22 protein-coding genes are annotated in these 24,245 nt (G+C 36.6%); 7 read left to right on the top strand and 15 right to left on the bottom strand.

All coding sequences use genetic code 11. From position 1 onward, the window contains the following. Nucleotides 1-120: 120 nt before the first annotated feature. Nucleotides 121-1,005: an NAD(P)H-binding protein gene (locus tag PFY09_RS09785; RefSeq protein ID WP_271162290.1), complete on the bottom strand. Its 885-nt coding sequence runs from the start codon at nucleotides 1,003-1,005 to the stop codon at nucleotides 121-123. Between the two features lie 102 nt (nucleotides 1,006-1,107). Between PFY09_RS09785 and PFY09_RS09780 the strand changes: the two genes are divergently transcribed. Beyond that, a complete protein-coding gene (locus PFY09_RS09780) occupies nucleotides 1,108-1,491 on the top strand; it encodes a winged helix-turn-helix transcriptional regulator (protein ID WP_076390723.1) in 384 nt (127 codons plus the stop codon). Nucleotides 1,492-1,597: 106 nt separating this feature from the next. On the opposite strand, the gene PFY09_RS09775 is transcribed toward PFY09_RS09780, so the two are convergent. Then, entirely contained in the window at nucleotides 1,598-2,653 is a 1,056-nt protein-coding gene (locus PFY09_RS09775) for an NAD(P)-dependent alcohol dehydrogenase (protein ID WP_271162289.1), read from the bottom strand. Between the two features lie 197 nt (nucleotides 2,654-2,850). Here PFY09_RS09775 and PFY09_RS09770 point away from each other — a divergent pair, with 197 nt between their 5' ends. Continuing rightward, complete coding sequence (locus PFY09_RS09770; protein ID WP_271162288.1) at nucleotides 2,851-3,753, top strand: helix-turn-helix domain-containing protein; 903 nt, start codon at nucleotides 2,851-2,853, stop codon at nucleotides 3,751-3,753. A 152-nt stretch (nucleotides 3,754-3,905) separates the two neighbouring features. Continuing rightward, entirely contained in the window at nucleotides 3,906-5,234 is a 1,329-nt protein-coding gene (locus PFY09_RS09765) for a carboxylesterase family protein (protein ID WP_271162287.1), read from the top strand. A gap of 171 nt (nucleotides 5,235-5,405) precedes the next feature. Here the strand turns inward: PFY09_RS09765 and PFY09_RS09760 are convergent, their stop codons facing one another. The 5 genes from PFY09_RS09760 to lpxK all read right to left on the bottom strand — a co-directional run bounded on the left by PFY09_RS09760 (nucleotide 5,406) and on the right by lpxK (nucleotide 10,845). Continuing rightward, nucleotides 5,406-6,878: an alpha-amylase gene (locus PFY09_RS09760; RefSeq protein WP_271162286.1), complete on the bottom strand. Its 1,473-nt coding sequence runs from the start codon at nucleotides 6,876-6,878 to the stop codon at nucleotides 5,406-5,408. 44 nt (nucleotides 6,879-6,922) lie between these two features. After that, nucleotides 6,923-8,020 carry a DNA polymerase IV gene (gene dinB / locus PFY09_RS09755; RefSeq protein WP_271162285.1) on the bottom strand — a complete coding sequence of 366 codons (1,098 nt, stop codon included), beginning with the start codon at nucleotides 8,018-8,020 and terminating at the stop codon, nucleotides 6,923-6,925. Nucleotides 8,021-8,116: 96 nt separating this feature from the next. Then, nucleotides 8,117-8,632 (bottom strand): TlpA family protein disulfide reductase, encoded by a 516-nt coding sequence (locus PFY09_RS09750; RefSeq protein ID WP_268055191.1) that lies wholly within the window; start codon nucleotides 8,630-8,632, stop codon nucleotides 8,117-8,119. Nucleotides 8,633-9,023: 391 nt separating this feature from the next. After that, the gene (locus tag PFY09_RS09745) at nucleotides 9,024-9,836 is read right to left on the bottom strand and encodes a purine-nucleoside phosphorylase (RefSeq protein ID WP_271162284.1); all 813 of its coding nucleotides are present in this window, start codon (nucleotides 9,834-9,836) and stop codon (nucleotides 9,024-9,026) included. After that, nucleotides 9,820-10,845 carry a tetraacyldisaccharide 4'-kinase gene (lpxK, locus tag PFY09_RS09740; protein WP_271162283.1) on the bottom strand — a complete coding sequence of 342 codons (1,026 nt, stop codon included), beginning with the start codon at nucleotides 10,843-10,845 and terminating at the stop codon, nucleotides 9,820-9,822. Before lpxK ends, PFY09_RS09745 begins: the two co-directional genes overlap by 17 nt. A gap of 131 nt (nucleotides 10,846-10,976) precedes the next feature. Between lpxK and truA the strand changes: the two genes are divergently transcribed. Beyond that, complete coding sequence (gene truA, locus PFY09_RS09735; protein ID WP_271162282.1) at nucleotides 10,977-11,711, top strand: tRNA pseudouridine(38-40) synthase TruA; 735 nt, start codon at nucleotides 10,977-10,979, stop codon at nucleotides 11,709-11,711. A gap of 562 nt (nucleotides 11,712-12,273) precedes the next feature. After that, nucleotides 12,274-14,031, top strand: coding sequence for an ABC transporter ATP-binding protein (locus PFY09_RS09730; protein ID WP_271162281.1), 1,758 nt, complete (start codon nucleotides 12,274-12,276; stop codon nucleotides 14,029-14,031). Nucleotides 14,032-14,079: 48 nt separating this feature from the next. Here the strand turns inward: PFY09_RS09730 and PFY09_RS09725 are convergent, their stop codons facing one another. After that, the gene (locus tag PFY09_RS09725; RefSeq protein ID WP_271162280.1) at nucleotides 14,080-14,952 is read right to left on the bottom strand and encodes a CPBP family intramembrane glutamic endopeptidase; all 873 of its coding nucleotides are present in this window, start codon (nucleotides 14,950-14,952) and stop codon (nucleotides 14,080-14,082) included. Nucleotides 14,953-15,414: 462 nt separating this feature from the next. On the opposite strand from PFY09_RS09725, the gene PFY09_RS09720 reads away from it, so the two are divergent. After that, nucleotides 15,415-15,627, top strand: a complete 213-nt coding sequence (locus PFY09_RS09720) for a hypothetical protein (protein ID WP_029295611.1) — start codon at nucleotides 15,415-15,417, stop codon at nucleotides 15,625-15,627. A gap of 49 nt (nucleotides 15,628-15,676) precedes the next feature. Here the strand turns inward: PFY09_RS09720 and PFY09_RS09715 are convergent, their stop codons facing one another. The 5 genes from PFY09_RS09715 to PFY09_RS09695 form a co-directional block, all read right to left on the bottom strand. Next, the gene (locus PFY09_RS09715; protein WP_271162279.1) at nucleotides 15,677-16,969 is read right to left on the bottom strand and encodes an MFS transporter; all 1,293 of its coding nucleotides are present in this window, start codon (nucleotides 16,967-16,969) and stop codon (nucleotides 15,677-15,679) included. A 51-nt stretch (nucleotides 16,970-17,020) separates the two neighbouring features. Further along, nucleotides 17,021-17,683, bottom strand: coding sequence for a hypothetical protein (locus PFY09_RS09710; protein WP_271162278.1), 663 nt, complete (start codon nucleotides 17,681-17,683; stop codon nucleotides 17,021-17,023). A 76-nt stretch (nucleotides 17,684-17,759) separates the two neighbouring features. Next, nucleotides 17,760-18,554: a DUF3575 domain-containing protein gene (locus PFY09_RS09705; protein ID WP_256039871.1), complete on the bottom strand. Its 795-nt coding sequence runs from the start codon at nucleotides 18,552-18,554 to the stop codon at nucleotides 17,760-17,762. Nucleotides 18,555-18,901: 347 nt separating this feature from the next. Next, complete coding sequence (locus PFY09_RS09700; protein WP_076390738.1) at nucleotides 18,902-19,096, bottom strand: cold-shock protein; 195 nt, start codon at nucleotides 19,094-19,096, stop codon at nucleotides 18,902-18,904. Between the two features lie 51 nt (nucleotides 19,097-19,147). Next, nucleotides 19,148-20,266 (bottom strand): DEAD/DEAH box helicase, encoded by a 1,119-nt coding sequence (locus tag PFY09_RS09695; RefSeq protein ID WP_271162342.1) that lies wholly within the window; start codon nucleotides 20,264-20,266, stop codon nucleotides 19,148-19,150. A 431-nt stretch (nucleotides 20,267-20,697) separates the two neighbouring features. Here PFY09_RS09695 and PFY09_RS09690 point away from each other — a divergent pair, with 431 nt between their 5' ends. Then, nucleotides 20,698-21,645 carry a beta-1,6-N-acetylglucosaminyltransferase gene (locus tag PFY09_RS09690; RefSeq protein ID WP_271162277.1) on the top strand — a complete coding sequence of 316 codons (948 nt, stop codon included), beginning with the start codon at nucleotides 20,698-20,700 and terminating at the stop codon, nucleotides 21,643-21,645. Nucleotides 21,646-21,656: 11 nt separating this feature from the next. On the opposite strand, the gene PFY09_RS09685 is transcribed toward PFY09_RS09690, so the two are convergent. Continuing rightward, complete coding sequence (locus PFY09_RS09685; RefSeq protein WP_256040072.1) at nucleotides 21,657-22,718, bottom strand: 3-oxoacyl-ACP synthase III family protein; 1,062 nt, start codon at nucleotides 22,716-22,718, stop codon at nucleotides 21,657-21,659. Between the two features lie 450 nt (nucleotides 22,719-23,168). Next, nucleotides 23,169-24,170, bottom strand: coding sequence for a T9SS type A sorting domain-containing protein (locus tag PFY09_RS09680; protein ID WP_271162276.1), 1,002 nt, complete (start codon nucleotides 24,168-24,170; stop codon nucleotides 23,169-23,171). Nucleotides 24,171-24,245 lie beyond the last annotated feature (75 nt).

Below are 24,245 nucleotides of genomic sequence, written 5' to 3'. Positions count from 1 at the left end.
TCTTTAATTCGCGCAAGTTTTGGGGATTTTAGGATTAAATTTTAATTTTTAGCGGAAGTTTCCGAGTCTTGAATTTTTGTTTCTTTTGTTTCAAGACAAAAGAAAAGTTATAAAATAACATTAAGCATTAAATTTACCCGCAAATTCCTTTGCAAAATCTTCAAGTTTAATTTCTCCCTCCACTACAGAACCATGTTCAATAAAATCCTTCTGAACAATTCCGGTACGGATTCCTCTTCCCATTTCCGTATACAATTCTGCCATTTCCTGCGGAACTCCTGCCTGAAGCATTCCGTGTAAAGAATCTTCATCCTTAAATTCTATCCAAGGAAGTTCCGGCTTTCCGATGGCACCTCCGAAAATATTTGCAAAATCCTGAGCTTTGCGAACATCGCTTACAATATATTTTACATGTTTGCCTTCAGCACTTTTTATCAGTTCTTCAGCAGCAGCTTTTGCAATATCTTTGGGATGAACCAATGGAACTTCCGTGTGATCCGGATAATTCGCGCCAAGAATTCCGGCGTTTTTAATCAGCGGAATATCATTAAAGAAATTGATGTAGAAATATCCTGCTCTTAAAAAAGTGACGGATGTATTTTCCAGTTCATTATAGAATTTCTCAATAGCATGAAGACCTTTTATCGGTCCGTTTTCCACAGGAGATTCTGCTCCGATGCTGCTTAGCATCACAATCCTTCTGATTCCGGTTTGTTGAACGGCTTCAGCATAATTTTTTCCTGCGTTCGTCGTATTTTCAACAAGATTTTCAAATCCCATATTGGGTGGAGTCATCAGAAACGCGGCATCATTTCCTTTAAAAGTGTCAACCAAAAAGTTCAGGTCTGTAATAGAACCTATAGCGGCTTTGGCTCCCAGATTTTCAATTTCACTTTTTTTAGATTCGCTGCTGCTGATAACGGTAATATCATGTCCTTCTGCAATTAATTGCTCTGCAAGAGGTTTTGCTACATTTCCCAATGAACCGGTGATGATGATTTTCATAATTTTTATTTTTTTGTTGATAATTATTTTTTTATTTCCTGATACAAAGGTATATTTGTACTTACTTTTATACAAGTACTTACCCTAAAGTATGTATTCATTATGACAGCCATAAAAGAAACATCCACCATTCAGCAGAATAAAAAATACGCACTGGATTCCTGTCCCGTAACGTATGTCATGGAAAAAATCGGCGGATTCTGGAAACCTATTATTTTATATCATCTTTCCAACGGAGACAAAAGGTACAGCGAACTGAAACGCGCCATTCCTGCGGTAACCGAAAAGATGCTGATTCAGCATTTAAAGCAATTAGAAAATGACGGACTGATCATCAGAACTGCAAAGCCTGTTGTTCCGCCCCATGTTACTTATGAACTGAGTGAGGCAGGAAAAGGTTTAATTCCGGTTATCAGTTCCATGGCAGAATGGGCATTTAAACACATGGAGGGAAAATATGATCATTTAAGAAATGTAACATTGTAAAAATTAACCATCAGAAAACTTAATTTTCATAAACCATAAACCAAACCATAAACAGTAAACAAAAAAAGCCCTCCGAAGAGAGCCTTAGTTAACAATATACAAAGAATTACAAAGATTGCATATCAATCACGAAACGGTATTTCACGTCGCTTTTCAGCATTCTGTCATACGCTTCATTAATGTCCTGCATTTTGATTAATTCAATATCAGATACAATATTATGTTTTCCGCAGAAATCCAGAAGTTCCTGAGTTTCGGCAATTCCTCCGATTAAAGATCCGGCAACAGAACGGCGCTGGAAAATAAGCGGTCTTGTACTTGGAGCTTCATTTTCGAATTCCCCTACAAATCCTACCATAACCAGAGTTCCGTTTAAAGCAACAGTCTGCATATAAGGATTAATGTCGTGTTCATAAGGAACAGTATCAATAATCACATCAAATTTCCCTTTTACAGCATCCATCTGATCCTGCTCCGTAGAAATCACCACATGATCTGCTCCCAGTTTTTTAGCATCTTCCGTTTTTCCCGGAGTTCGCGAGAATAATGTTACTTCAGCACCCAAACCTTTTGCCAGTTTAATCGCCATGTGTCCCAAACCTCCCAAACCTACAACAGCAACTTTAGAATCAGGACCTACATTCCAGTGTCTTAACGGAGACCATGTTGTAATTCCTGCGCAAAGAAGGGGAGCAACAGCCGCTAAATCTAAGTTTTCAGGAACGCTTAATACGAAATGTTCATCTACAACTACTTTCTGAGAATATCCGCCGAAAGTATGACCTCCTAAATGTTTGTCGGCTCCGTTGTAAGTTCCTGTGAAACCATTCTGGCAATATTGCTCAAGATCGTGTTTGCAGCTTTCGCACTCGCCGCAAGAATCTACCATACAGCCGACTGCCGCAAGATCTCCGACTTTAAATTTAGAAACTTCATTTCCTACATTTGTAATTCTCCCTACAATTTCATGTCCCGGAACTACAGGATACATCGATCCGCCCCAGTCGTTTCTTGCGGTGTGAAGATCGGAGTGGCAAACGCCGCAGTATAGAATTTCAATTTCTACGTCTTTTGCGGTTACTTCTCTTCTTGCAATATTTAATTCCTGTAAATCGGCAGTGTTGGATTCTGCTCCGTAAGCTTTTACTGTGAATGTACTCATTTTGTTTAGTATTAATTATTTTGATTAGTTTATTCTTTGATTCAGAATAGGGAATTCGTTATTTTCTTAGCTGCAAAATTCGAACCTTTTAGAACAAATCATCTTATATAAATTACGGAAAGATGTACCAATTTTACAGACGAAATAAAACGTAGGATTAAAAGTGGTAATTTTGAATAGCAATTAAAATTTACTTCATGGAAAATCAGGAGGTTGAAATCTACAATACGGTTTCAGAATACAATAAAATGCTGAATCACGAGACGTTACATCCTTTGGTAAGTGTAATCGATTTTTCCAAATCCGATCCCATTTGTCAGCATTTGAGACAGTTTGGTTTTTACACGGTCTTTTTAAAAGATGTGATGTGTGGCGATATGCAGTACGGAAAACACAGCTACGATTATCAGGAAGGAACACTGGTTTTTATTGCTCCCGGACAGACGTACGGAATTTCTAATGCAGGTACCTACATTCAGCCAGCCGGTTTTGCTCTTATTTTTCATCCTGATTTATTAAAAGGAACCAACCTCGGAAAAAATATCAAAGACTATAATTTTTTCTCCTACGAAGTTCATGAAGCACTGCATCTTTCAGAAAAAGAAAGAGAAATTATTCTCGAATGTTTTAAAAATATAAAGCATGAACTGGAACAGACAATTGATAAACACAGTAAATCTTTAATTGTAAATAATATTGAACTTTTCCTGAATTACTGCATGCGGTTTTACGACCGTCAGTTTATCACCAGAGATCACATCAATCAGGGAGTCATCGGAAAATTTGAAAGTCTGCTGAACGATTATCTTACCTCTGAAAAGCCTAAGAATATAGGTTTTCCGATGGTTCATTATTTTGCAGAACAGCTTAATCTTTCAGCGAATTATTTTGGAGATTTAATTAAAAAAGAACTGGGGGTTTCCGCTCAGGAATTCATCCACAATAAACTGATTGATGTGGCAAAAGACCAGATTTTCGATTCCGCCAAATCCATCAGTGAAATTTCGTACAATCTGGGGTTCAAATATCCGCAGCATTTTACAAGGCTTTTTAAAAGCAAAGTAGGCGTTTCCCCAAGTGAATATAAATCTTTAAACTGATTGGTTGAAGCAAAAACCAGAACAATATTTCATTGCTTACTTAAGTGATTTTAAGAATTTATTTGTGAAAAATTGTCTAAAACAGGGACATTGATGTTTCATTAAATTGAGAAAATTACTACATTTAAAAAGCAGAAAAATTTTGTTTCATCATGACGCTACAGCAAAATACAGGAATTCATACTTTTCATACTTCTATCGGTAAAATCTCTGCAATAAAAACACACGGGGTGATCAAAGCGAAAAGCATCCGTTACGCGAGATCAGAAAGATATAAAAAGCCCGTTCCTGTAGAAGATATTCAGACTCACGAAATTCCGGATAAAACACCGGTCTGTCCTCAACACATCAGCCCGCTGCTGGAAAGATTGATCCAGAAAACGAATGTGGAGCATTTCGAACCCGATGAATCTCCTCAGTTTTTAACAATTACCCGTCCGGAAAATTTTGTGGCGAATGAGAACCTTCCGGTGGTAGTGTGGATTCACGGAGGTTCCTATGAAATTGGCTGTGGAGATCTGCCCACTTCCGATCCTTCGGTTTGGGTAAAAGAACAGAATCTTATCGTTGTTTCCATTACATATCGTCTCGGACTTTTTGGATTTTTGGGAGGAAACGAAGAAAGACCTGCCAATTTAGGTTTGTTTGATATCATGGAATCTCTGAAGTGGATTCAGAAAAATATCCACAGTTTTGGCGGAAATCCGGAAAATATTACCCTTTTCGGGCAGTCTTCCGGAGGCGATGCGATTGCGCATCTGATGATTTCCGAAGGAATTGATGGATTGTTTAAAAGAGCCATTATCCACAGCGCACCGCTTGGTTTCAGGATGAAAAGAAGCAAAATGTCTTTAGAATTTTTCAATAAGACCAATTTTCTGAAACATGAAAAAGATCCCCTGAAAATGGTGGATGAATACGTAAAATTTTTACCGTCATTCAGAAAATATGGTTTAAAAACGTCCATGCCTTTCTGTACGCAATATGGTTTTGCCCCCTTATGCACAGAAGAGGAAAGTTTACCAGAATGGAAAGCGAATGCGAAGAAATATGATGTATTGATCGGTTCCAATCATGACGAAACAGCTTTTTATGTAAAAACGGCTCAGGAAGGATTTTACACTTATCTCCACGAAAAGATTCTCAACAAAATTGTTCGTAAAACAACAGAATCCATTTATGAAAAACCGGCAAAGATTTTTGCTGAAAATTATGCTTCGGGTGGTGGAAATATTTATCAGTTTAAAATTAATTCTGTTCTGAAAAATAATTATATCGGAGCTTCTCACTGTGCAGATCTTCCTTTGATTTTCGAAAATCAGGAAGCATGGAAATCGGCAGAACTTTTAAAAGATGTTCCGTGGAAACACATTCAGGAAAACGGAAAAAAACTTCGCGCATTGTGGGCGGAATTTGCAAGAACAGGAAAAATTTCCGATCACTCTGAGCGACCGGAAATTCTTGAACTCCGAAAAGTTTAGTTTTATTTTTAAACACGAATACCACGAATTTTCTACATTTTTTAAACACAAGTGTCAAAAATATTTTCATGAATAATACAATTGAATTTTAGATAGCTTCATTTAAAATTATGCTATTTGCAAAAGTATTCATGTCATTTGTGAAAGCCTTTTGTGATATTTGTGTTCAAATTATTCAGCAAGCCAGACACTCACATTTCCCGCCGGAACCGGGAAATTTCCCCAACCGTTTTCATCGATGGTAATTTTATCTTCAAATCTTCCCAAAGCATCATAGAACGTTTGTCCGATATATCTTTCGCCCATTTCCATAGGTTTTTCGTAAGCATCTTTATTGCTTAAAACTACCGCACATCCGGAATGTTCCTCATCGCCTTCACGAACCCATCCAAGACAATTGGCATCCTCAAAATAATCTCTCTGTTCACCGTAAGCATTGTTTTTTCGGGCTTTCAGAAGTTCTTCAATGCCATCCACTTTATTTAAAAATATTTCCTGATCATTGCCTTCCTTATCTTTATCCACATAATGCGCTCCGTAGAGATCCGGATAAAACACACACGGATAACCGTCTTTTCTCAGCAGAATCAATGCATACGCCAAAGGTTTGAACCATTCTTCAACTGGAGCTTCAAGATCCTGTAAAGGCTGCGTGTCATGATTATCCACAAGACTTACCGAGTGAAGCGGATCTGCCTGAGTAAGACTTTCGTCAAAGATTCTCCGCAAATCGTAAGAATTTCCTTCGTTGGAAGCGGTGTGAAAATTATTCTGTAGCGAACTGTCGAACAGACTCATGCATCCTTCGGTAACATCGATGTATTTCTGCAAGAGATTCAGATATCCGGGAGCCCAATATTCGCCGACCGCAAAAATATTTTTTCCGGTATTGGAACGAAGCAAAGTAAGCCATTCTTTATAAAAATCAAATGAAATATGCTTTAAGGCATCCAGTCTCACGCCGTCGAAATCGGTTTCATCAAAATACCATTTTGCCCAGTTGTTCAGTTCCTCGCGCACGAAAGGATTTCTGTGTTCTACATCATTGTACATCAGGTAATCGTAATTTCCTTTCTCATCGTCGATCATTTCTTCCCAGTCGGTTCCGTATTCATTTTTAATTTTAAAAATCTGCGAATCCATTCCTTCTGCATAATCCACACCGCTAAAGCAGGTGAAGTTCCATTCAAATTCAGAATATTTTTTATTTCTTCCGGGAAAGTTGAATTTGGTATAAGACTGTATTTCTATTTCATCCGAGATAATTTTTTCTCTGTTTTCTTCGTCTACTTTTAATGCTTTAAAGGTTTCCAGTTCATCGCCTCCGCCTTTATGTCCAAGTACAATATCTACAATTACTTTAATATTGTTTTCTTTAAGCGCCTTTATCGCTTTCAGGTAATCTTCTTTCGTGCCGTATTTGGTGGGAATTGTTCCTTTCTGATCAAATTCTCCGAGGTCATAGAGGTCGTAAGCATCGTAGCCAATAGAATGACCTCCTGTTGCGCCTTTGTAAGCGGGCGGAAACCAGACTGAGGTAATGCCGAGTCCGGCTAAATATTTTGCGTTTTGTTCTGCTTCTTTCCACAGTTTGCTGTCTCCTTCTGTATACCAGTGGAAATACTGAATCATCGTTTCATTCATAAATTGTAAAATTTGGTTACTACAATTTAGTGAAAAAAAACGAATTATTGATCTTCGAATTCCTTAAACGGGATTTTTAGTTGAATGGAAACCTGTTTTTTTTCTTCAGTGTTGAGCTGGGAAAGAGATAATCCCAACAGTCTCACCGGCTTATCGAAAGGTCTCAGTTCCCAAAGTTTTTTTCCGGTATTGAAATATTGTTCGGCAGAGGAAAAATATTCTTCTTTGGTGATGCTTCGAGTATACAGTGAGAAATCTTTGTATTTAATTTTTAAAGTTAAAGATCTTCCCAGAATATTATTTTTCTGCAATCTGTTTTGCAGTTCTTCGCTCAGGCTCTGTAATTTTTCGTCAACCTGCTGTTCATCAAAAAGGTCTTCAAAAAAAGTTCTTTCTACTGCCACACTTTTCTGGATGCGGTGCGGTTTTACTTCCGAATGATGAATTCCGCGAACCACTTTGTAATAATAAGCTCCGGATTTTCCGAACAGTCTGGTTAAATCTTCAATGGATCTTTTCTTTAAATCTTTCCCTTTGTAAATGCCCAGACTGAACATTTTATTAGCCGTTACTTTTCCTACTCCATAAAATTTTTCTACCGGAAGTTCTTCCAGAAAACCTTCGATTTTGTCGGGATGAATGGTTTTTTGTCCGTTCGGTTTGTTGATATCTGAAGCGACTTTGGCTAAAAATTTATTTACGGATATTCCGGCGGAAGCAGTAAGTCCGGTCTGTTCAAAAATTTTCTGACGGATCTCTTTGGCGATCTGATTGGCAGATTCCATTCCTTTTTTATTTTCTGTAACATCGAGATAGGCTTCATCCAAAGAAAGCGGTTCTACCAGATCGGTGTATTCGTAAAAGATTTCACGGATTTTTTTTGATATTTCCTTGTAACGCGCAAAACGCGGAGGTACAAAAATAAGGTGCGGACATTTTTCTTTTGCCGTTTTGCTGGGCATTGCAGACCGGACTCCGAATTTTCTGGCTTCGTAACTTGCCGCCGAAACCACACCGCGATGTCCACCACCAACGGCAAGTGCTTTTCCTTTCAATGCAGGATTGTCATGCTGTTCCACAGAAGCATAAAATGCATCCATATCGACGTGAATTATTTTGCGCATGGGAAAAGAAGAATCCATACCGCAAAGATATGGATTCCTGTATTTTTTATTGTATGATTTATAAGTTTAAGGTTTTATGTCTCATGTTCAATGATCCTTTAGCCTCAATCTTAATTATTTCAAAAGCTGATCAATGGTCGCTTGAATTTCCGGATCTTCAGGAGTAATAGCGTAGTATTTTGCAATGGCAGATTTCTGATCGATCACCATATAACGCGGAATCCAGTTCAGATCAACGTAATTGTTGAAATCATTTTTCCAGCCGGATGAGAACCAATAGTTTTCTTTGTCTTTCATCTCAAATTTTTCCAGACTTCTTTCAAAGCCTTCTTTGGAACGGTCTAAAGATAGAAATACAAAATCTATATTCTTATTGTTTTCTTCCAGTTCTTTGGCTTTCGGAAGCGCATTTAAACAGTCTCTGCACCATCCTGCCCAAAAATCAATAACCAGAACTTTACCTTTATGCTGATCCAGAATCTGCTGAATGGTAACCGTTTTTCCGTCTTCATCTTCCAGTTTCTGCGCCAAAGCTTGTTTGGAGAAACTTTTTTTCAGGACTTTCGGGGTCTGCTGAGAACAGCCTAATCCGAAAATTCCCATCATTAATAGTAACAACAGTTTTTTCATGTTCAAAAAAATTATGTATGCAAATCTAGACAATGCCGTGCAATCTGTACTGATTTTTTGATGACTTTATAAGAATTGATGGGATTGAAGATTTCTATTGAATTTACAATTAAAAAATTCACAAATTTTATCGTTCTGAAAACATCGACAAATATTAAGTCTGTTTAAACTTTATTTAACCGCAAAAGTCACAAAAGATCTACTAAATTTTTTATTTAAAGTTGATTGTTATAAATGAAAAAGAAAACAATAGTTTTTAAAAATCTTTGATTTTTATTCTTTTGAGCGCTTTGATTATTCTGGAAATTCGCTTTAACATTATCTTTTGTCGCTTTTGCGGTTAATTCTGAAATTAGTTTAAACAAGTTTATTGTTAATAATCTTAGGTTTACTAATAATTTTTCACCAAACCTTTTACCACAGCAATTACATTCGGCATGGCTTTATTGGCTGCATTCAGAACTTCTTCGTGAGAAACGGAGTGGGCAATATCGGGACCGCCTAAATCGGTCACGACGGAAATACCGAAAACATCCATTCCCATATGTTTAGCAACGATCACTTCCGGAACGGTACTCATTCCCACAAGATCTCCGCCAATGGCTTTAATCATTCCGTATTCTGCGGGAGTTTCGAAAGTGGGTCCCTGTAAAGCTAAATAAACACTTTGGTGGACGGTAATATTCTGTTCAGAAGCAACATTTTGTGCAACGGAGATCATTTTTCTGTTGTACGGTTCGCTCATATCCACAAATCGGGGACCGAAAGAATCGATGTTTCTGCCGCGAAGCGGATGTTCAGGCATCATATTGATGTGATCCCGGATGATTGCAATATCTCCGATCTTATAGTCTGGATTAATTCCGCCTGAAGCATTGGAAAGAATGAGATTTTTAATTCCCAACAGATAAAAAACACGGATCGGAAAGACCACCGTTTCTATTGAATGCCCTTCGTAGTAATGAAAACGACCGCTCATCATCAGAACTTTTTTCCCTTCCAGAACTCCATAGATCAGTTTTCCGCCGTGTCCTGCAACGGTAGTCTGCGGAAAGTTGGGGATTTCAGTGTATTCTAAAGTATGAATAGCTTCCACTTCATCCTGCAGTTTGCCTAAGCCGGAGCCTAAAACAATGGCAAAATCGGGAGTTTCTTTAATGATGTTTTTAACGAAATCTGCGGTCTGCTTAATTTTTTCTAACATAATCTAAGATGATTTGATTGAATTCTTCCTTTTTATCAATAATTACATTGATCGGCCAGTAGTACACAATATCTCTAAGATAATCAAAACTTTTCAGGCGCACGTAGTCTTTTTCAGTGGTTAAAATCAATTTATATTCCCCTAGTTTTTTATATTCCGCTACTATATTTTTGATGTCTGCTTCCGTGAAATTATGATGATCTCTGAATTTTAAGTGTTTTACCCTTTGCGAAAATTTCGCAAGATGGGTAAGGAGAGGTTTCGGATTGGCAATTCCTGTAATTAAAAGAATATCATAATAATTCAGGTTGTTGTCGGGAAGCATTTTTTCTCTTCCGTATACATTTTCGTCGTATCCGATGGATGAAAAGAATACTTTCTGCGTACGGTTCGGTCTTATTCTGGAAATGTAATACTGTTTGGTTTCCTCGGTAAGTTCATCTGGGCATTTGCTCACCATGATGATATCCGCTCTTTTGGATCCTGCTCTTGATTCTCTCAAATCTCCCGCAGGTAAAAGATGATCTTTGAAGTAAGGATCATTAAAATCGGTCATCATAATATTGAATCCTGCTTTTATCGCTCTGTGCTGCATTGCATCATCCAGAACCAGAACATCAAGATCCATATCGCTGATTACTTTTTTGGCTCCGGGAACTCTTTCTTCGGAAACTGCGATTACGAAACGGTTTTTAAAGCGTTCAAACAACTGCATGGCTTCATCGCCCACAGTTTTGTAATTACTTTCATAATTCGTAACAGCGTATCCTTTCGTAAGTCTTCCGTATCCTCTGGAAAGCACGCCGGTTCTGTAATGTTTGGACAGGAAATGAGCAAGATACATCACCATCGGCGATTTTCCGCTTCCGCCCACAGAAAGGTTTCCGACACAGATTATCGGCGTTTTGAATTTCACAGATTTAAAAATTCCCAGATCATACATTGTGTTTCGGATACCCGTTACCATGTGATAGCCGAGGGAAAAAGGATAGAGGTACCATCTTTTCATACGTTTGCAAAAATAGGAAATTTCGCAGGGATTTGGATGAATATGGGAGCTACTTTTCGATATTTATTTAAAAAATCTGTTATTGATTATCATCAAATTAAAGTATTTTTGTAGAGTTATTTTTATTTACCTTGAGATATTTTATAGAATTTTCCTACAACGGCAAGAATTATTTCGGTTACCAGATTCAGCCGAATGCTATTTCTGTACAGGAAGAACTGGAGAAAGCACTTTCCACGATTTTACGAGAAGAAATTAAGACAACGGGAGCGGGGAGAACGGATACGGGTGTTCATGCGAAGAAAATTTTTGCTCATTTTGATACGGAGAAAATTTTGGATCAGGAACTGGTGAGAAGGCTGAACAGTTTTCTTCCGGCGGATATTTCCGTTAAGAGAATATTTCCTGTAAAAGATGATTTCCATGCGCGTTTTGACGCTACTTACCGAACGTACGAATATTATATTTCGCTTGAAAAAAATCCGTTCACGGAAGAATCGGCGTGGCAGCACTGGAGGAAACCTTTAGATATTGATAAAATGAATGAAGCCTGTAAAATTTTATTTGAATATGAGGATTTTACCAGCTTTGCAAAATTACATACCGACAATAAAACCAACTTCTGCAAAATGTACAAAGCAGAATGGGAACAGAATGGAAGTGAACTGAAATTTACAGTTTCTGCGAACCGCTTTCTGAGAAATATGGTGAGAGCTATTGTGGGAACTATGGTTGAGGTAGGTTCAGGAAAATTACAGCCTGAAGACGTAAGAAAAGTCATTGAAGACAAACACCGAAACTCTGCGGGAACTTCTGCACCGGCTCACGGATTGTATCTCGTGGATGTTGGATATGATTTTGAGTAATATTTAAACACAAATTCCACAAATAATTTTAGATTTTCTTTATTAGATTTGAGTCATTTGTGAAAAAATATTAGTGTAATTTGTGTTTAAAAGAAAACAAAAAAACGAAAATCATGAACGGAGTAATATTTAAACACAAATTCCACAAATAATTCCACGAATATTCACAAATAATTTTAGATTTTCTTTATTAGATTTGAGTCATTTGTGAAAAATATGGGTGTAATTTGTGTTTAAATGAAAAAAAAATAAAAGATTTTTGAGGCTTATGTTTTCCCTTACAAGGTAAAATGTAATCTTTGATCTTATGTGAAACAATTCTACGTTGTTTTGATGAGGTAAAAATTTTTTCAGGAAGGAATCGAATTTGTAATGCTGTATTGAGATGCTTTCAGCATGACAACCTCCTGAAATTAGAATCAACTGATGAGAGATTCATCTATACCATAAATAACATCAATCTGAATTTTTCATTGGTATTTCACAACTTGTAAAGGCTGACAAATTTGAAAGTCTTATTTTTGCATAGAATTTTATATAATTCTTTTCTTCAATTCGTACAATGAAAAAACAAGATACCTGGGGAATTGTAAAGAGGCTGTTCTTTATCGGAATGAAGTTCCGTTCTTGGTTCATCCTTACTTTAGTGATTTCCATTTTTCTGGCAATAGTTTCTACTTACCGTCCTTATCTTACCATGGAAGTGGTGGATAATGATATTACCAAACTGAAAGATAAAGCGCTGATGCTAAAGCATATTTATCTTCTAATCGGTCTGGTTTTCACAGAGACCATTTTAAACTTTTTTCTGGTTTATTTCTCCAATTTTATTTCTCAGAATGTAATCAGAGACATAAGAGAGAGGTTGTATAATAAGCTGATTTATTTTAAAACATCTTTCTTCGATAAAACTCCGATCGGGCAATTGGTGACAAGAGCGGTTGGCGATGTAGAAACCATTGCAACGGTGTATACGGATGGTTTTTTGATGGTTTTCGGAGATGTACTGAGAATTATTTTTGTACTGGTAATGATGTTCAGTACCAATGTTCATCTCAGTTATATTACATTGGCTATTTTACCTTTAATGGTCGTCATTACAAGATTTTTCCAGAAAAGGCTGAAAAAAGCATTCGGAGATGAAAGAAACTGGACTTCGAACCAAAACTCTTTCGTTCAGGAAAGACTGGCGGGAATGCCGATCATTCAGGTTTTTAACAGGCAGGAAGCTGAATTTAAAAAGTTTGATGATATTAATATTACTTTAAAAAGTGCGTTGCTGAGAACGGTTTTTATCTTCTCTCTGTTTTTTCCTGTGGTGGAATTAATTTCGTCTCTTTTCATCGGGTTTATCCTTTTTTACGGAGGATATATTACGATCAGTGCGGGAGTTGTGATTGCGTTTATCCAGTATATTTCGATGCTGATCCGTCCTTTACGACAGATTGCCGACCGTTTCAACAATATTCAGCGAGGAATTGTAGGTGCAGAAAGAGTTTTAGGGTTAATGGATGAAGACAATGCGATGTCGAACAACGGAAAAGTAAGGAAAGATCATTTTGACGGAAAAATAGAGTTTAAAAATGTACATTTTGCGTACGATGAAAAGCAGGAAGTATTAAAGGGAATTGATTTTAAAGTAAATCCGGGTGAAACTGTTGCAATCGTTGGCGCAACCGGAGCCGGAAAATCTACGATCATCAGTTTAATTACAAGATTGTATGATATTAATTCCGGAAATATTTTAATAGATGATGTGGATCTGAAAGATTATGAGCTTTATAATTTAAGAAGCCACATCGGAGTCGTTCTGCAGGATGTTTTCCTGTTCCACGGAAGTATTTTTGAAAATCTTTCGTTTGGGGATGAAAGCATTACGCTGGATAAAATAAAAGCAGGTGCAAAAGAAATTGAAGTTGATGAATTTATTGAACAGCTTCCGGGAGGATATGATTATGTGGTAAGTGAAAGAGGTTCGTCCATTTCTCTGGGACAGAGACAATTGCTGTCTTTCTTAAGAGCCTATCTGTCTGATCCGAAAATTCTGATTTTAGATGAAGCTACCTCTTCCATCGACCACGAAAGTGAAAAATTAATTCAGAGAGCCACGGAAAAAATTACGAAAAACAGAACGTCGATCATTATTGCACACCGACTTTCAACCATTGAAAAAGCCGATAAAATTATCGTCATGGAGCATGGAAAAATTGTTGAAGAAGGCAAACATCTTGAACTTCTGGACAAAAACGGTTATTACTCCACGCTTTATAAAGCTCAGTTGAGACCTGAAGTGGAACTGGAAGAAGAAACTAAGAAGTAATTTGTTGTAGATACAAGAAGGTTAAAATCGATTGGTTTTAACCTTTTTTTATTTGATTTCGTATTCTTTCTGTAAAATTTTCAAAAATTCATCCTTGGAGATTCCTTTTTCGGATTTGAAATGAATATTCATCAAGCCTTCGTCTGTAGTAAACTGATCTTTTCTGTAAAGATGATCCAATAAACTCTGAAGTGAATATTGTCTGGTTTCAATGCTGTATATTCTGTCATCAACTATTTTCGTTTCAGATAATACAGGTTCGTTGTCATTTATAAAAGCTTTCTGCTCAATTCTTATATCGTAATCCTGTGTTTTTTCAGCAAAAGGAGACATAAAAAGCAACATGATGCAAGGAATAGAAATTCCGAACAGAAGATTCCATAACGCATGATAAAGCATGCTGTAAAAAATATTCAGCCTTACACGAATGTAGCTTAAAATAAGCCCTCCCGATAACTGAGAAGCCACAATGAAAGGAGAAAGGGCGTAGAATTTCCACGAGTCGTTTACATAATTGTCTAGATGTACAAATCCGAAAATGATTGAAGAAATATAGACTAAAAACGGAAAAATTCTGTTCCATTTTTCCCTGCTGATAAAGTTTGAAAAAAGCTTTTTGTAACGAAGAACGTATCTGAAAATAAATTCTTCAGAAAGCGGAGCAAAAATTACCATTAAAAAGACCGCCTGAAACCATGTTAGATTTTCAAAAGCATCGGATGGTTTTAAAGTGATAAATTTTTCCGCGAGATAGTTTAAAGGAAGCACTAAAACCAAAAAGAAAATAATCTCAATAATCAGCAGATTGGAAATGAAGTGAAATTTTCTTTTTGAAGAAAATTCAATCTGAACGTCATCTGGCTTTTTTATAAACTGTAAAAGATCTTTGGTATCACGTTTCAATCTTTGTAAATAATTCACGAAGTAATTTTTAAAGCACGAAATTAAAATTTTAACGTTAATGAAAGTTCATTTTTTGTGAAATTTACCAGCATTCACATTTTTTCAGAAGTTTTTGGATAATAAAATCAGGATTTTTTCATCTTGAAGATTTTACTGAATTGAAGCATAATCGGGAGTTTTAAATTCAGATTTCTGTGCCTGAAAAAAATTAAACAGTGATAAAAGGAATGCTGTAAAAGCTGTTTTGAGCGTCGTGGGTATAAAGTTTTTGAATTATTTATTTAAACGTTAAATCTGTTAAAAATGTATACATTTTGTAAAATAAATTCGATTGTCGTAAATATTTTAGTAAAATATTGCCTGAATCTTATGTTTATAAGGAATATTTTATTAACTTTATTCAGAATTTAAACACGACCCCTTTATTTTGGTAGGGTGTTTGATGTAAAGAGGTAATTTTAATTAAATCCAAAAATATAGATGAAGAATATACAAGATGAATTTCAGGTTTTTAAAGACGAATTAAGAAAGTTGAATATCGAAGTACAGAAAGTGGTGAAAGTAGGGAACGGCAGTATGGATTTCCACGAAGTTTTTTATAAATCGCCAAGGTATGAAGATGTGAAGAGCGTTTATGTTCAGAGGCATAATCTGGACAATATTTTAGAGAAATTTAAGCAGGCTTATCATTAAATAGAAATCGCGGCTCAGGGAACCTGAGCCGCGAATTTTTTATCATCAATTAATCCTTATCCAGTGTAGAGGTTTTTCTGGTGTCCTTCATTCTGATATATATCACGAAGGAAAAGAAAATACAGGCTGTAATGTACCAGTAGAAATAATGTTCCACATTTGCCTGTTTAAACCAAAGTGCAATATACTCTGCCGTTCCTCCGAAAACGGCAACCGTTAAAGCGTAAGGTAGCCCGACTCCCAAAGCTCTTACTTCAGACGGAAAAAGTTCGGCTTTTACTACGGCATTGATAGAGGTGTAGCCGCTCACGATAATTAAAGCCGACATAATCAGGAAAAACGCCCCCCACATGGATGTGGTGTGGCTTAAAGCATTTAGCAGGGGATAGGTGAAGAGGGTTCCCAGAATTCCGAATGCCAATAATAAAGGTCTTCTTCCGATCTTATCCGACAGCGCTCCGAAAACAGGCTGTAAGCAAGCGAAAATAAACAGAGAAATAAAAGAGATCAGGGTAGATTCTTCTTTGGTAAGATGAACGGTATTCACCAGAAATTTCTGCATATACGTAGTGTAGGTGTAGAAAGCTAACGTTCCGCCCAATGTTAATCCTACAACGGTAATTAATGCTTTCGGATGTTTAAGCAGTTCTTTTAAAGTCCCTTTTTTCTTTTCACCCAGATCTTTTTTGTTTTCAAAAGCTTCAGTTTCATGAAGATTGGCCCTTAAATATAAAGCGATGACAGAAAGCAAGGCTCCGATCACAAAAGGAATTCTCCATCCCCAATCTTCGAGTTGGACTTCCGTTAAAAGCAATTTCTGTAAAATAAGCTGAATTCCCAAAGCAATTAACTGTCCGCCAATTAAAGTCACATACTGAAAGCTGGAATAAAATCCTCTCCGGTCTGAAGTTGCCATTTCGCTGAGGTAGGTTGCCGAAACGCCATATTCTCCGCCAACACTCAGTCCCTGCAATAACCTTGCGATTAATAACAGAAGAGGAGCCAAGACACCAATGGTTTTATAAGTGGGCGTTAAAGCAATGAGTAAAGACCCGAAAGACATCAGCAAAACGGAAAGCGTCATTGCTTTTTTTCTTCCGACTCTGTCGGCAATACTTCCGAAAAGCCATCCTCCTACGGGACGCATCAGAAAACCGACTGCAAAAATTCCGGCTGTGTTTAAAAGCTGTGCCGTCATATCCGAATCCGGAAAAAAAGCATTTGAAAAATAAATGGCAAAGGCAGCGTAAGCATACCAGTCGTACCATTCTACCAGATTTCCGATCGATCCGCCTACAATTGCTTTGATTCTTTGGGTGGTGGTGATTTGTGATGAATTCATGCAGGAAAGATATTTCTTTTCTTTAATTGTGAAAAGTATTTTAGATATAATTTATCTGAAAATTGTATACAAAAACTGACTTCCCCATTCAGGAAGCATATATGTCCTTAAATTTTCGTCTTTGGCTAAAAACTCCATTCCCTGCAATCCATTATGCATTTCCATATTTCCAACACCTTTGATGCTAAACATTGCCATCATCAAATGATAGTTTTTTTCATCCATCAGTCGATAAATTTCAGGTATATCATCCTCAGTTTTGCCGGTAAGATGAGAGAATGCACTTGCATAAAAATGCTGATACATGGGATCATTAGTTTCTATTAAAGAACTTTCATAATAATATTTAATGATGTTGTAAATTTTCTCGTATAGATGATTTTCAGTTTTCAGGATAAATTGTTTTCTGTAATTTTTTATCGGGACAATTCTTTCGGGCGAAATATAAAAGTATTCCGAATATCCGGAATAAATGACCTCAACTAATGGTTTATGATCGAAGCGGGAAAATTTTCGGACAATAAAGTTCTCGGCTATTTTATTTTCTGGAATCAATGCTAAGTTTAATGCCCCTTTTTGTTTGAACTGTCTGTAAAAATCTTCCGTTTCACTACAGTTTAAAGAACTTTCAGATAATTTATCATATTTAATGAAATACCTGTAACCTAAAACAAACTGAATAGCATAGTGAACGGAAACGTGAGATGAATACATGCGTGTTTATTTCAGACCAATATAAAAATAAAACCGTTCTCCAGAAAGAACGGTTTTAAGTAGGCAGTAAAAATTTTTAAAATCGATATCCCAGAGACAATCCGCTTCTGAAGCCAAGCCATGGTCCGTCTACATTTACTCTGGCTCCGTTTGCATTGGTTTCTACGGTGTAATTCACATAAGGAATATCCAGATCTTCAATTTCTTTTTTCAGCTGAGCCTGCATATCGGGAGTCAGGATCACATCACTCGTCATGGTAAAATCGCCCTGTCCTTTTCCGTAATGCGCTCCTGCGATCCAGAAATCCAGAACTAAATTTTTGCTTGGCGTAAGGAAAAACTGAACGCCCACCATTACGCCGCCGCTGTTTCCGTGTGCGCTTCCGTTTCCTTTCAGAGGAATCTGATAGGTCGTTCCGCTGAAGGTATAATCATAATAAAAATCGAATGTGTTGGAAGTAATTTTGGAATATCTGTAATAAGGGGCTACATAAAATCCTTTTCCGTAACCGGCTCCGAGATAAAACCGCGGTTCGATGGTAAAGTTGAACGATTTTACTTCGAGATTCTGAAATCTTTTTTCGTCTTCATCGCTCAGAAATGAATTGATGAAAGGAACTTTCCCTTCAGGCATGGTTCCGAATCCCATATTTAAAGAAAACCACTGGTTGAAAGCTCTTTCGTAAGAGAGATTGATGTTTCTGAAAACATAAGCCGTAACATTTGTCTTGATAATGTTCATTTTATCCGGGTTTTCAGGTGCTGTCATTTTAATGATATCCTTTTTAGCAGGAGTTTCAGGAGCAGTAGTTTCCTGTGCAGAAAATCCTGAAAAGATAAAAGAGGAAAGAAGGAAGAAGTATTTTTTCATGATCTTATATTTAGTAGGTGATAATTTTCAGAGAGCAAAAAACGGGCAAAAAAATGAAAAAATACACTTTCGTGTGAAAAATTAAAGATTTGTTGATGGTTTAAGTCTTTTTGATGATAATTTCAGATTTGAAAAGATTTATGGTAATCATATATTGAATATGCGTGATTTCAATTCTGTGAATCTCCATGCAAAAGTATATCACAAATAAAACCTCTTGTTTTCACAAGAGGTCGATGAACATAAAAAAAATAAAAAGTAAATCTTAATATGGTCAAACATTATATGAATTTACAGATTATCTTGTAAAATTATGTTAGAGATTTTTTTTCATCAGGTAATCTGAATTAAACTAACTTAACGTTAACTGCGTTTAATCCTTTCTCGCTTTTTTGTACTTCAAAACTCACTTTATCGTTTTCACGGATTTCTCTTGTGCTTAGTCCTGAAGAATGTACAAAAATGTCTTTGCTCCCGTCTGCAGGAGAAATAAATCCGAAGCCTTTTGCTTCGTTAAAAAATTTTACTGTGCCTTGTTGCATGGTAATTGGTATTAAAATTATGGTATTATAAATCTGTCGACTTCACAGATTTTATTTTTGAAACGAAACGACAGGCATTGTAAATCCTATCAGTTTCTGAATGTTTTTTAAATCGGTACGTTCCTGATCGTCACAAAATGAAACCGCTGTTCCTTCAGCTCCCGCTCTTCCGGTTCTTCCGATCCGGTGTACATAGGTTTCAGGGACATTGGGAAGTTCATAGTTAATCACGTTAGGAAGTTCATCAATATCTATTCCTCTTGCTGCAATATCGGTAGCAATCAGAACATTTATCTTGCTGTTCTTAAAATCGTTGAGTGCCGTTTGTCTTGCAGTCTGAGATTTGTTTCCGTGGATTGCCATCGCAAAAATTCCTGCACTTTCCAGCTGCTCCACAAGTCTGTTGGCGATGTGTTTGGTTTTTGTAAAAACCAGTGAGCGTTCTTTTCCTTTGTCTTGCAGAATATTGATGAGTAACCCTGTTTTATCTTTTTTCTCTACGAAATATACAGACTGCTGAACGCTTTTTGCTGTAGAAGATACCGGATTTACTGTTATTTTTTCAGGATTATTCAGTATCGTTTCCGAAAGATTTTTGATGCTTTCCGGCATGGTTGCAGAAAAGAACAAAGTCTGTCTTTTTTTAGGAAGCATCTGAATAACTTTTTTCACATCATTTACAAATCCCATATCAAGCATACGGTCTGCTTCATCTAAAACAAATATTTCAATTTTGGAAAGATCAATATACCGTTGGTTCACAAGATCAAGCAATCTTCCGGGAGTTGCAACCAGAATGTCCACTCTTTTTCTGAGGGCTGAAAGCTGTGCTCCGGCAGACACTCCTCCGTAAATGGAGAGTTGCGAAAGGGGTAAATATTTACTGTATATTTTGAAGTTTTCTTCTATCTGTATCGCAAGTTCTCTTGTTGGAGTAAGGATTAATGCTCTGATTGAGTTATGTTCCGGAGTATATTTTTTTAATAGCTGAAGAATAGGCATCGCAAATGCGGCTGTTTTTCCTGTTCCCGTCTGTGCGCAGCCTAAAATATCATTTCCGGCTAAAATATGAGGGATTGCAGAAGCCTGTATTTCGGTTGGTTTAGAATATCCCGCCTCTGTAACAGCTCTTACAATAGGATTAATTAAATTTAAATTTTTAAAACTGATCATAATAATTTCGGTTTCCCGTTATGGTAAGCAAATTCATTTTAAGAATTTGAATAGGTTATGGCTGAGAAACAACAGTTTGTACTTCTGTTATCTCAACATTCTATTGTATTGCGTTGATATTATTTTCGTGAAATAATGTGAACAGCACACAATGACATATCATCTTTCAAATAAAAAAAATGTCTGAATTCTACTTGAAATCGCTCTGATAATCGGGTGGCTGAAAAGGCAAACTGAAAGAAAAATTGTGATCTTAAACTAATACAGAATAGCGAAGGCAGAAACCTGTTTTATTAATGCTTTGGCAAATATACAATAAAATAAATGAATATTTTTTGATTTAATTAGTTGATTATCAAAATTTTATTCTTACCTTCCGCACACAACAGAATTGTTTGCATCATGCGGATAATTTTAATCCAATACGTATGCAAGAGCACTCAGGCGCCATTCTCGCGCAACCCAAGGAATCTGTTTCCGGGTCTTTAAGACAGGTAAGGATCGCTTATTTCATTATGATTCATCACAAACCGGCTGTATTTAAAGAACTGTTTGAAAAAATTTATACCAGAGATCAGTTTTATCTTATTCATATAGACCGTAAAGCGAAGGCGGAGCTAACAGAGGAAATACAGAATTATCTTGTACGGTTTCCCAATGTGTATATTTTAGAAAGTGTAAATATCGTTTCCGGAGGATTCAGTATGATCCAGACGGAACTGAATGCGATGGAATATCTTCTGAATGCAAGTGTTGAGTGGGATTATTTCATCAATTTAAGCGGTGAAGATTCTCCTTTGAAATCGCAGCAGATTATCCGGCAGTTTCTTACCGTGAATAAAGGAAGGAATTATATTTTTTACTACGACCAGAAATTTTACAGACCAGATACGCTTCAGCGGATACAAAATCATTTTACAGAGCTTACCCACAAAATTTCATCCTATGTTTACAGAAGAGAATTTATGAAAGGAGTGGTGCCTTACATCGGTGGAAAATGGTTTATGTTTACCAGAGAGACCTGTGTGTTTTTAACAAATAACAAGAGTGTGATGGATTTTGAAGATTATTATCTTCATACCCTTCTTCCGGCAGAATCTTTCTTTCAGACCGTATTAATGAACACTGATTTTTCTGATATTATTGTAAATGACGATAAAAGGGCAGTTCTTGAGAAAACATTCTTCAGCAGAGATGTTTATACTCATCAGTTTATTGAATCTCTTAAAGCGGGAAATCATCTTTTCATCAGAAAAATGGGCTCTCAACCCCATCAAAATCTTATCAGCTATATCGAGAACACGTATCAGCTTCCTCTTACAGAAGTTAATGAAATTGAAAGGGAGCTGAAAAAGCACGACCGCCAGAATAATTAACGAGGTTTCTTTTAAAACTTATAAACAATCGCATTAACATTCATTCCTGCGCCAACTGAGGCAAACAGAACAACATCACCTTTCCGGATATTATGATTTTCCAGTTCTCCTTTTAAAATCATGGTAAGCAAAGATGGGATGGTTGCAACGCTGCTGTTTCCGAGTTTCTGGATTACCATAGGCATGATATCTGCGGGCATTTTTAGTCCGTACAATTTGTAAAATCTTTCTACAATGGCTTCGTCCATTTTTTCATTCGCCTGATGAATAATGATCTTATTTACCTGATCAATGGTGTATTCACTGTTGTCAAGGCACTTTTTCATAGCATCAGGAACGTGTACGAGAGCAAATTCATAGATTTTTCTGCCCTCCATTTTTATATATTTTGTGTCCTGACAGGCTTCGTTGTTGTAGGATTTACCAAAGAATAGATAATCTTTTTCCTTAAGTGTGTAAGAAGCCGAAAGATGAGACTGTATACCGGAATTGTCCTGATCATTATATTCCAGCACAACGGCTCCTGCTCCGTCTGCATAGATCATGCTGTCTCTGTCGTGGATATCAACTACTCTGGACAGTGTTTCTGCTCCGATGATCAGACATCTTTTTGCTATGCCGGATCTGATGAAAGCATTTGCCTGAATGACACCCTCTATCCATCCCGGACATCCAAACAGAATATCATAAGCCACACAGAAATTATTTTCAATTTTCAGAAGATGTTTTACTCGTGCTGCAAGACTCGGAACCATATCCGACTGCACTGTTCCGTAGCGGACATCGCCAAAATTATGGGCAAAAATAATATAATCTAACGTTTCAGGATCTATACCGGAATCTTCTATCGCAGCCTGCGCAGCAATTAACCCAAGATCAGAGGTAACCTGATCTCTGGATGCATATCTTCTCTCCTCGATACCGGTAATTTTTTTTAATTTTTCGGTAAGTGAGAAATTGTCATCTTTTAAGACAACTCCTTTATCATCTAAAAAGATATGATTGTTAAAAAATAAATTATCAACTGTTTCGGAAGGTATACAGTTACCGATTCCAATGATTTTACCTGTCATCTGAAAAATTTTATTTGTAATCTATAAACAAAATATTTAATACTTTTTTTATCTTTTCTGTAAACTTAAATAATGAAATATTCAATTTTGCTGTTCTGACAGATGCCTGTTTTTTACGAATTTTTTTCCTCAATAAAAAACTTCATTTAAAAGTGATAATATAATTATTTGCTAGAATGAATTTCTAACTCTAAAGGTAGCAGATTAAAAATAAATAATACTATATTTTCAGACCTTTATCTGTAAAAAATATATGAGTTGCATGGTAAATAATAACGGATGAAATTCCTTTTTTTGCAGAAGACTTCTCTATGATTGTTTGAATGATAATGGATGTAAAGCTGATCAGTGAGAGATAAGTTTTGGCAATGGTTTGATTTTCAGTGTTTAATCGTTAAAAATCTGTCCGGAAAATTTTCCGGACAGATTTTATTTTTTATGTTCAAATTTTTATTTCTTAATGAATTTTGCAGTTTCCTGTTTATTGTCTTTTCCTGAAATCTCGATGAAGTAAGATGCAGGAGGAAGTTCGGAAACCTGTATTTTTCCGGATTTTAAATCTGATGTTTTGATTAGTTTTCCATCCAGACTGTAAATTTTTGCCTGAGTGTAATTTTGGGTGTCTCCTTTAAAATTAATAAAATCGTAAGCCGGATTCGGGTATATTTCCAATCTCTGTTTTTGAGCAGACCAATCTCCGGCTGCCAATACTGTCGTATTTAAAGCCTGTGCCGAGTTCGTTGTCTGGTTATTAATTCCTGCTACCGGAATATTTACCACGGTTTCATTGGTGGTGAGGAGCGGAAATTTATATAAGCTTCCGTAATAGGAATAAGAAGTGTTTACGATAGTTCCTATGGGAAATAAAAAAGAGGTATCGTTAGGAAGGTAAAGATTGAAATTCTGAACAGATTTTACCCTTAAAACATTTGTAAAGGTAGAAGAAGCCAAAAGCAGATTTCCCCACGCATCGGCGGTAAGGGTAATTGTGCCTTTGCAAAGACCGTTTGCAGTAGTAGACGTGAATGTTCCCTGTGCCTGATCTGTCTCGCTGTATCCGTAAGCAGCGGGATAGGAGATAAATGTTCCGTTGTTGGATGATAAATTAAGCGTGGCATCCGTGGTTACAAGCCCCGTAATTTCGAGTTTTGAAGCCGACTGTTTGTAATACACTGTATTTGAACTTCCGGTGAGCTTCAGAGTAGAACCGGGGAAGGTTGAAATTTCAGACGCAGAAGGAGTGGAGTAGGCTGCGGGTGCGGAACCGCTTAATACCAATGAAGAATTGTTAAACGTGATATTCGCTCCCGTCCCGGAATTGTTGGGAGTTCCGGTGGCAAGAAGATAATTGGGATTATCTCCGGAAACAGGATCGTTAAAGGTTTTGGTAACGGTAGTCTGCGCGTTGCACACTCCATAAAATGACAACATCAATAGTAAAATTTTTTTCATTTTCGATTTTTTACTAAAGATAATCAAAAAGTTACGTTCAGAATGTGTTTTTTATTTTAAAATTTTCAATAAATC

It is taken from the genome of Chryseobacterium gambrini, from assembly GCF_027920505.1.
In the GTDB taxonomy this organism is placed as follows: domain Bacteria; phylum Bacteroidota; class Bacteroidia; order Flavobacteriales; family Weeksellaceae; genus Chryseobacterium; species Chryseobacterium gambrini.
The sequence above is the reverse complement of the archived record's forward strand: the minus strand, read 5'-3'. Positions and strand labels throughout refer to the sequence as shown.

What these genes read in the sequence shown, in the direction of transcription:
- PFY09_RS09745 (WP_271162284.1), bottom strand. Translation starts at nt 9,836, where the DNA reads ATGTTAGAAAAAATTAAGCAGACCGCAGATTTCGTTAAAAACATCATT.
- PFY09_RS09785 (WP_271162290.1), bottom strand. Translation starts at nt 1,005, where the DNA reads ATGAAAATCATCATCACCGGTTCATTGGGAAATGTAGCAAAACCTCTT.
- PFY09_RS09730 (WP_271162281.1), top strand. Translation starts at nt 12,274, where the DNA reads ATGAAAAAACAAGATACCTGGGGAATTGTAAAGAGGCTGTTCTTTATC.
- PFY09_RS09680 (WP_271162276.1), bottom strand. Translation starts at nt 24,170, where the DNA reads ATGAAAAAAATTTTACTATTGATGTTGTCATTTTATGGAGTGTGCAAC.
- PFY09_RS09775 (WP_271162289.1), bottom strand. Translation starts at nt 2,653, where the DNA reads ATGAGTACATTCACAGTAAAAGCTTACGGAGCAGAATCCAACACTGCC.
- PFY09_RS09720 (WP_029295611.1), top strand. Translation starts at nt 15,415, where the DNA reads ATGAAGAATATACAAGATGAATTTCAGGTTTTTAAAGACGAATTAAGA.
- PFY09_RS09690 (WP_271162277.1), top strand. Translation starts at nt 20,698, where the DNA reads ATGCAAGAGCACTCAGGCGCCATTCTCGCGCAACCCAAGGAATCTGTT.
- dinB (WP_271162285.1), bottom strand. Translation starts at nt 8,020, where the DNA reads ATGGATTCTTCTTTTCCCATGCGCAAAATAATTCACGTCGATATGGAT.
- PFY09_RS09710 (WP_271162278.1), bottom strand. Translation starts at nt 17,683, where the DNA reads ATGTATTCATCTCACGTTTCCGTTCACTATGCTATTCAGTTTGTTTTA.
- PFY09_RS09715 (WP_271162279.1), bottom strand. Translation starts at nt 16,969, where the DNA reads ATGAATTCATCACAAATCACCACCACCCAAAGAATCAAAGCAATTGTA.
- PFY09_RS09750 (WP_268055191.1), bottom strand. Translation starts at nt 8,632, where the DNA reads ATGAAAAAACTGTTGTTACTATTAATGATGGGAATTTTCGGATTAGGC.
- PFY09_RS09685 (WP_256040072.1), bottom strand. Translation starts at nt 22,718, where the DNA reads ATGACAGGTAAAATCATTGGAATCGGTAACTGTATACCTTCCGAAACA.
- PFY09_RS09765 (WP_271162287.1), top strand. Translation starts at nt 3,906, where the DNA reads ATGACGCTACAGCAAAATACAGGAATTCATACTTTTCATACTTCTATC.
- lpxK (WP_271162283.1), bottom strand. Translation starts at nt 10,845, where the DNA reads ATGAAAAGATGGTACCTCTATCCTTTTTCCCTCGGCTATCACATGGTA.
- PFY09_RS09760 (WP_271162286.1), bottom strand. Translation starts at nt 6,878, where the DNA reads ATGAATGAAACGATGATTCAGTATTTCCACTGGTATACAGAAGGAGAC.
- PFY09_RS09770 (WP_271162288.1), top strand. Translation starts at nt 2,851, where the DNA reads ATGGAAAATCAGGAGGTTGAAATCTACAATACGGTTTCAGAATACAAT.
- PFY09_RS09705 (WP_256039871.1), bottom strand. Translation starts at nt 18,554, where the DNA reads ATGAAAAAATACTTCTTCCTTCTTTCCTCTTTTATCTTTTCAGGATTT.
- PFY09_RS09780 (WP_076390723.1), top strand. Translation starts at nt 1,108, where the DNA reads ATGACAGCCATAAAAGAAACATCCACCATTCAGCAGAATAAAAAATAC.
- PFY09_RS09700 (WP_076390738.1), bottom strand. Translation starts at nt 19,096, where the DNA reads ATGCAACAAGGCACAGTAAAATTTTTTAACGAAGCAAAAGGCTTCGGA.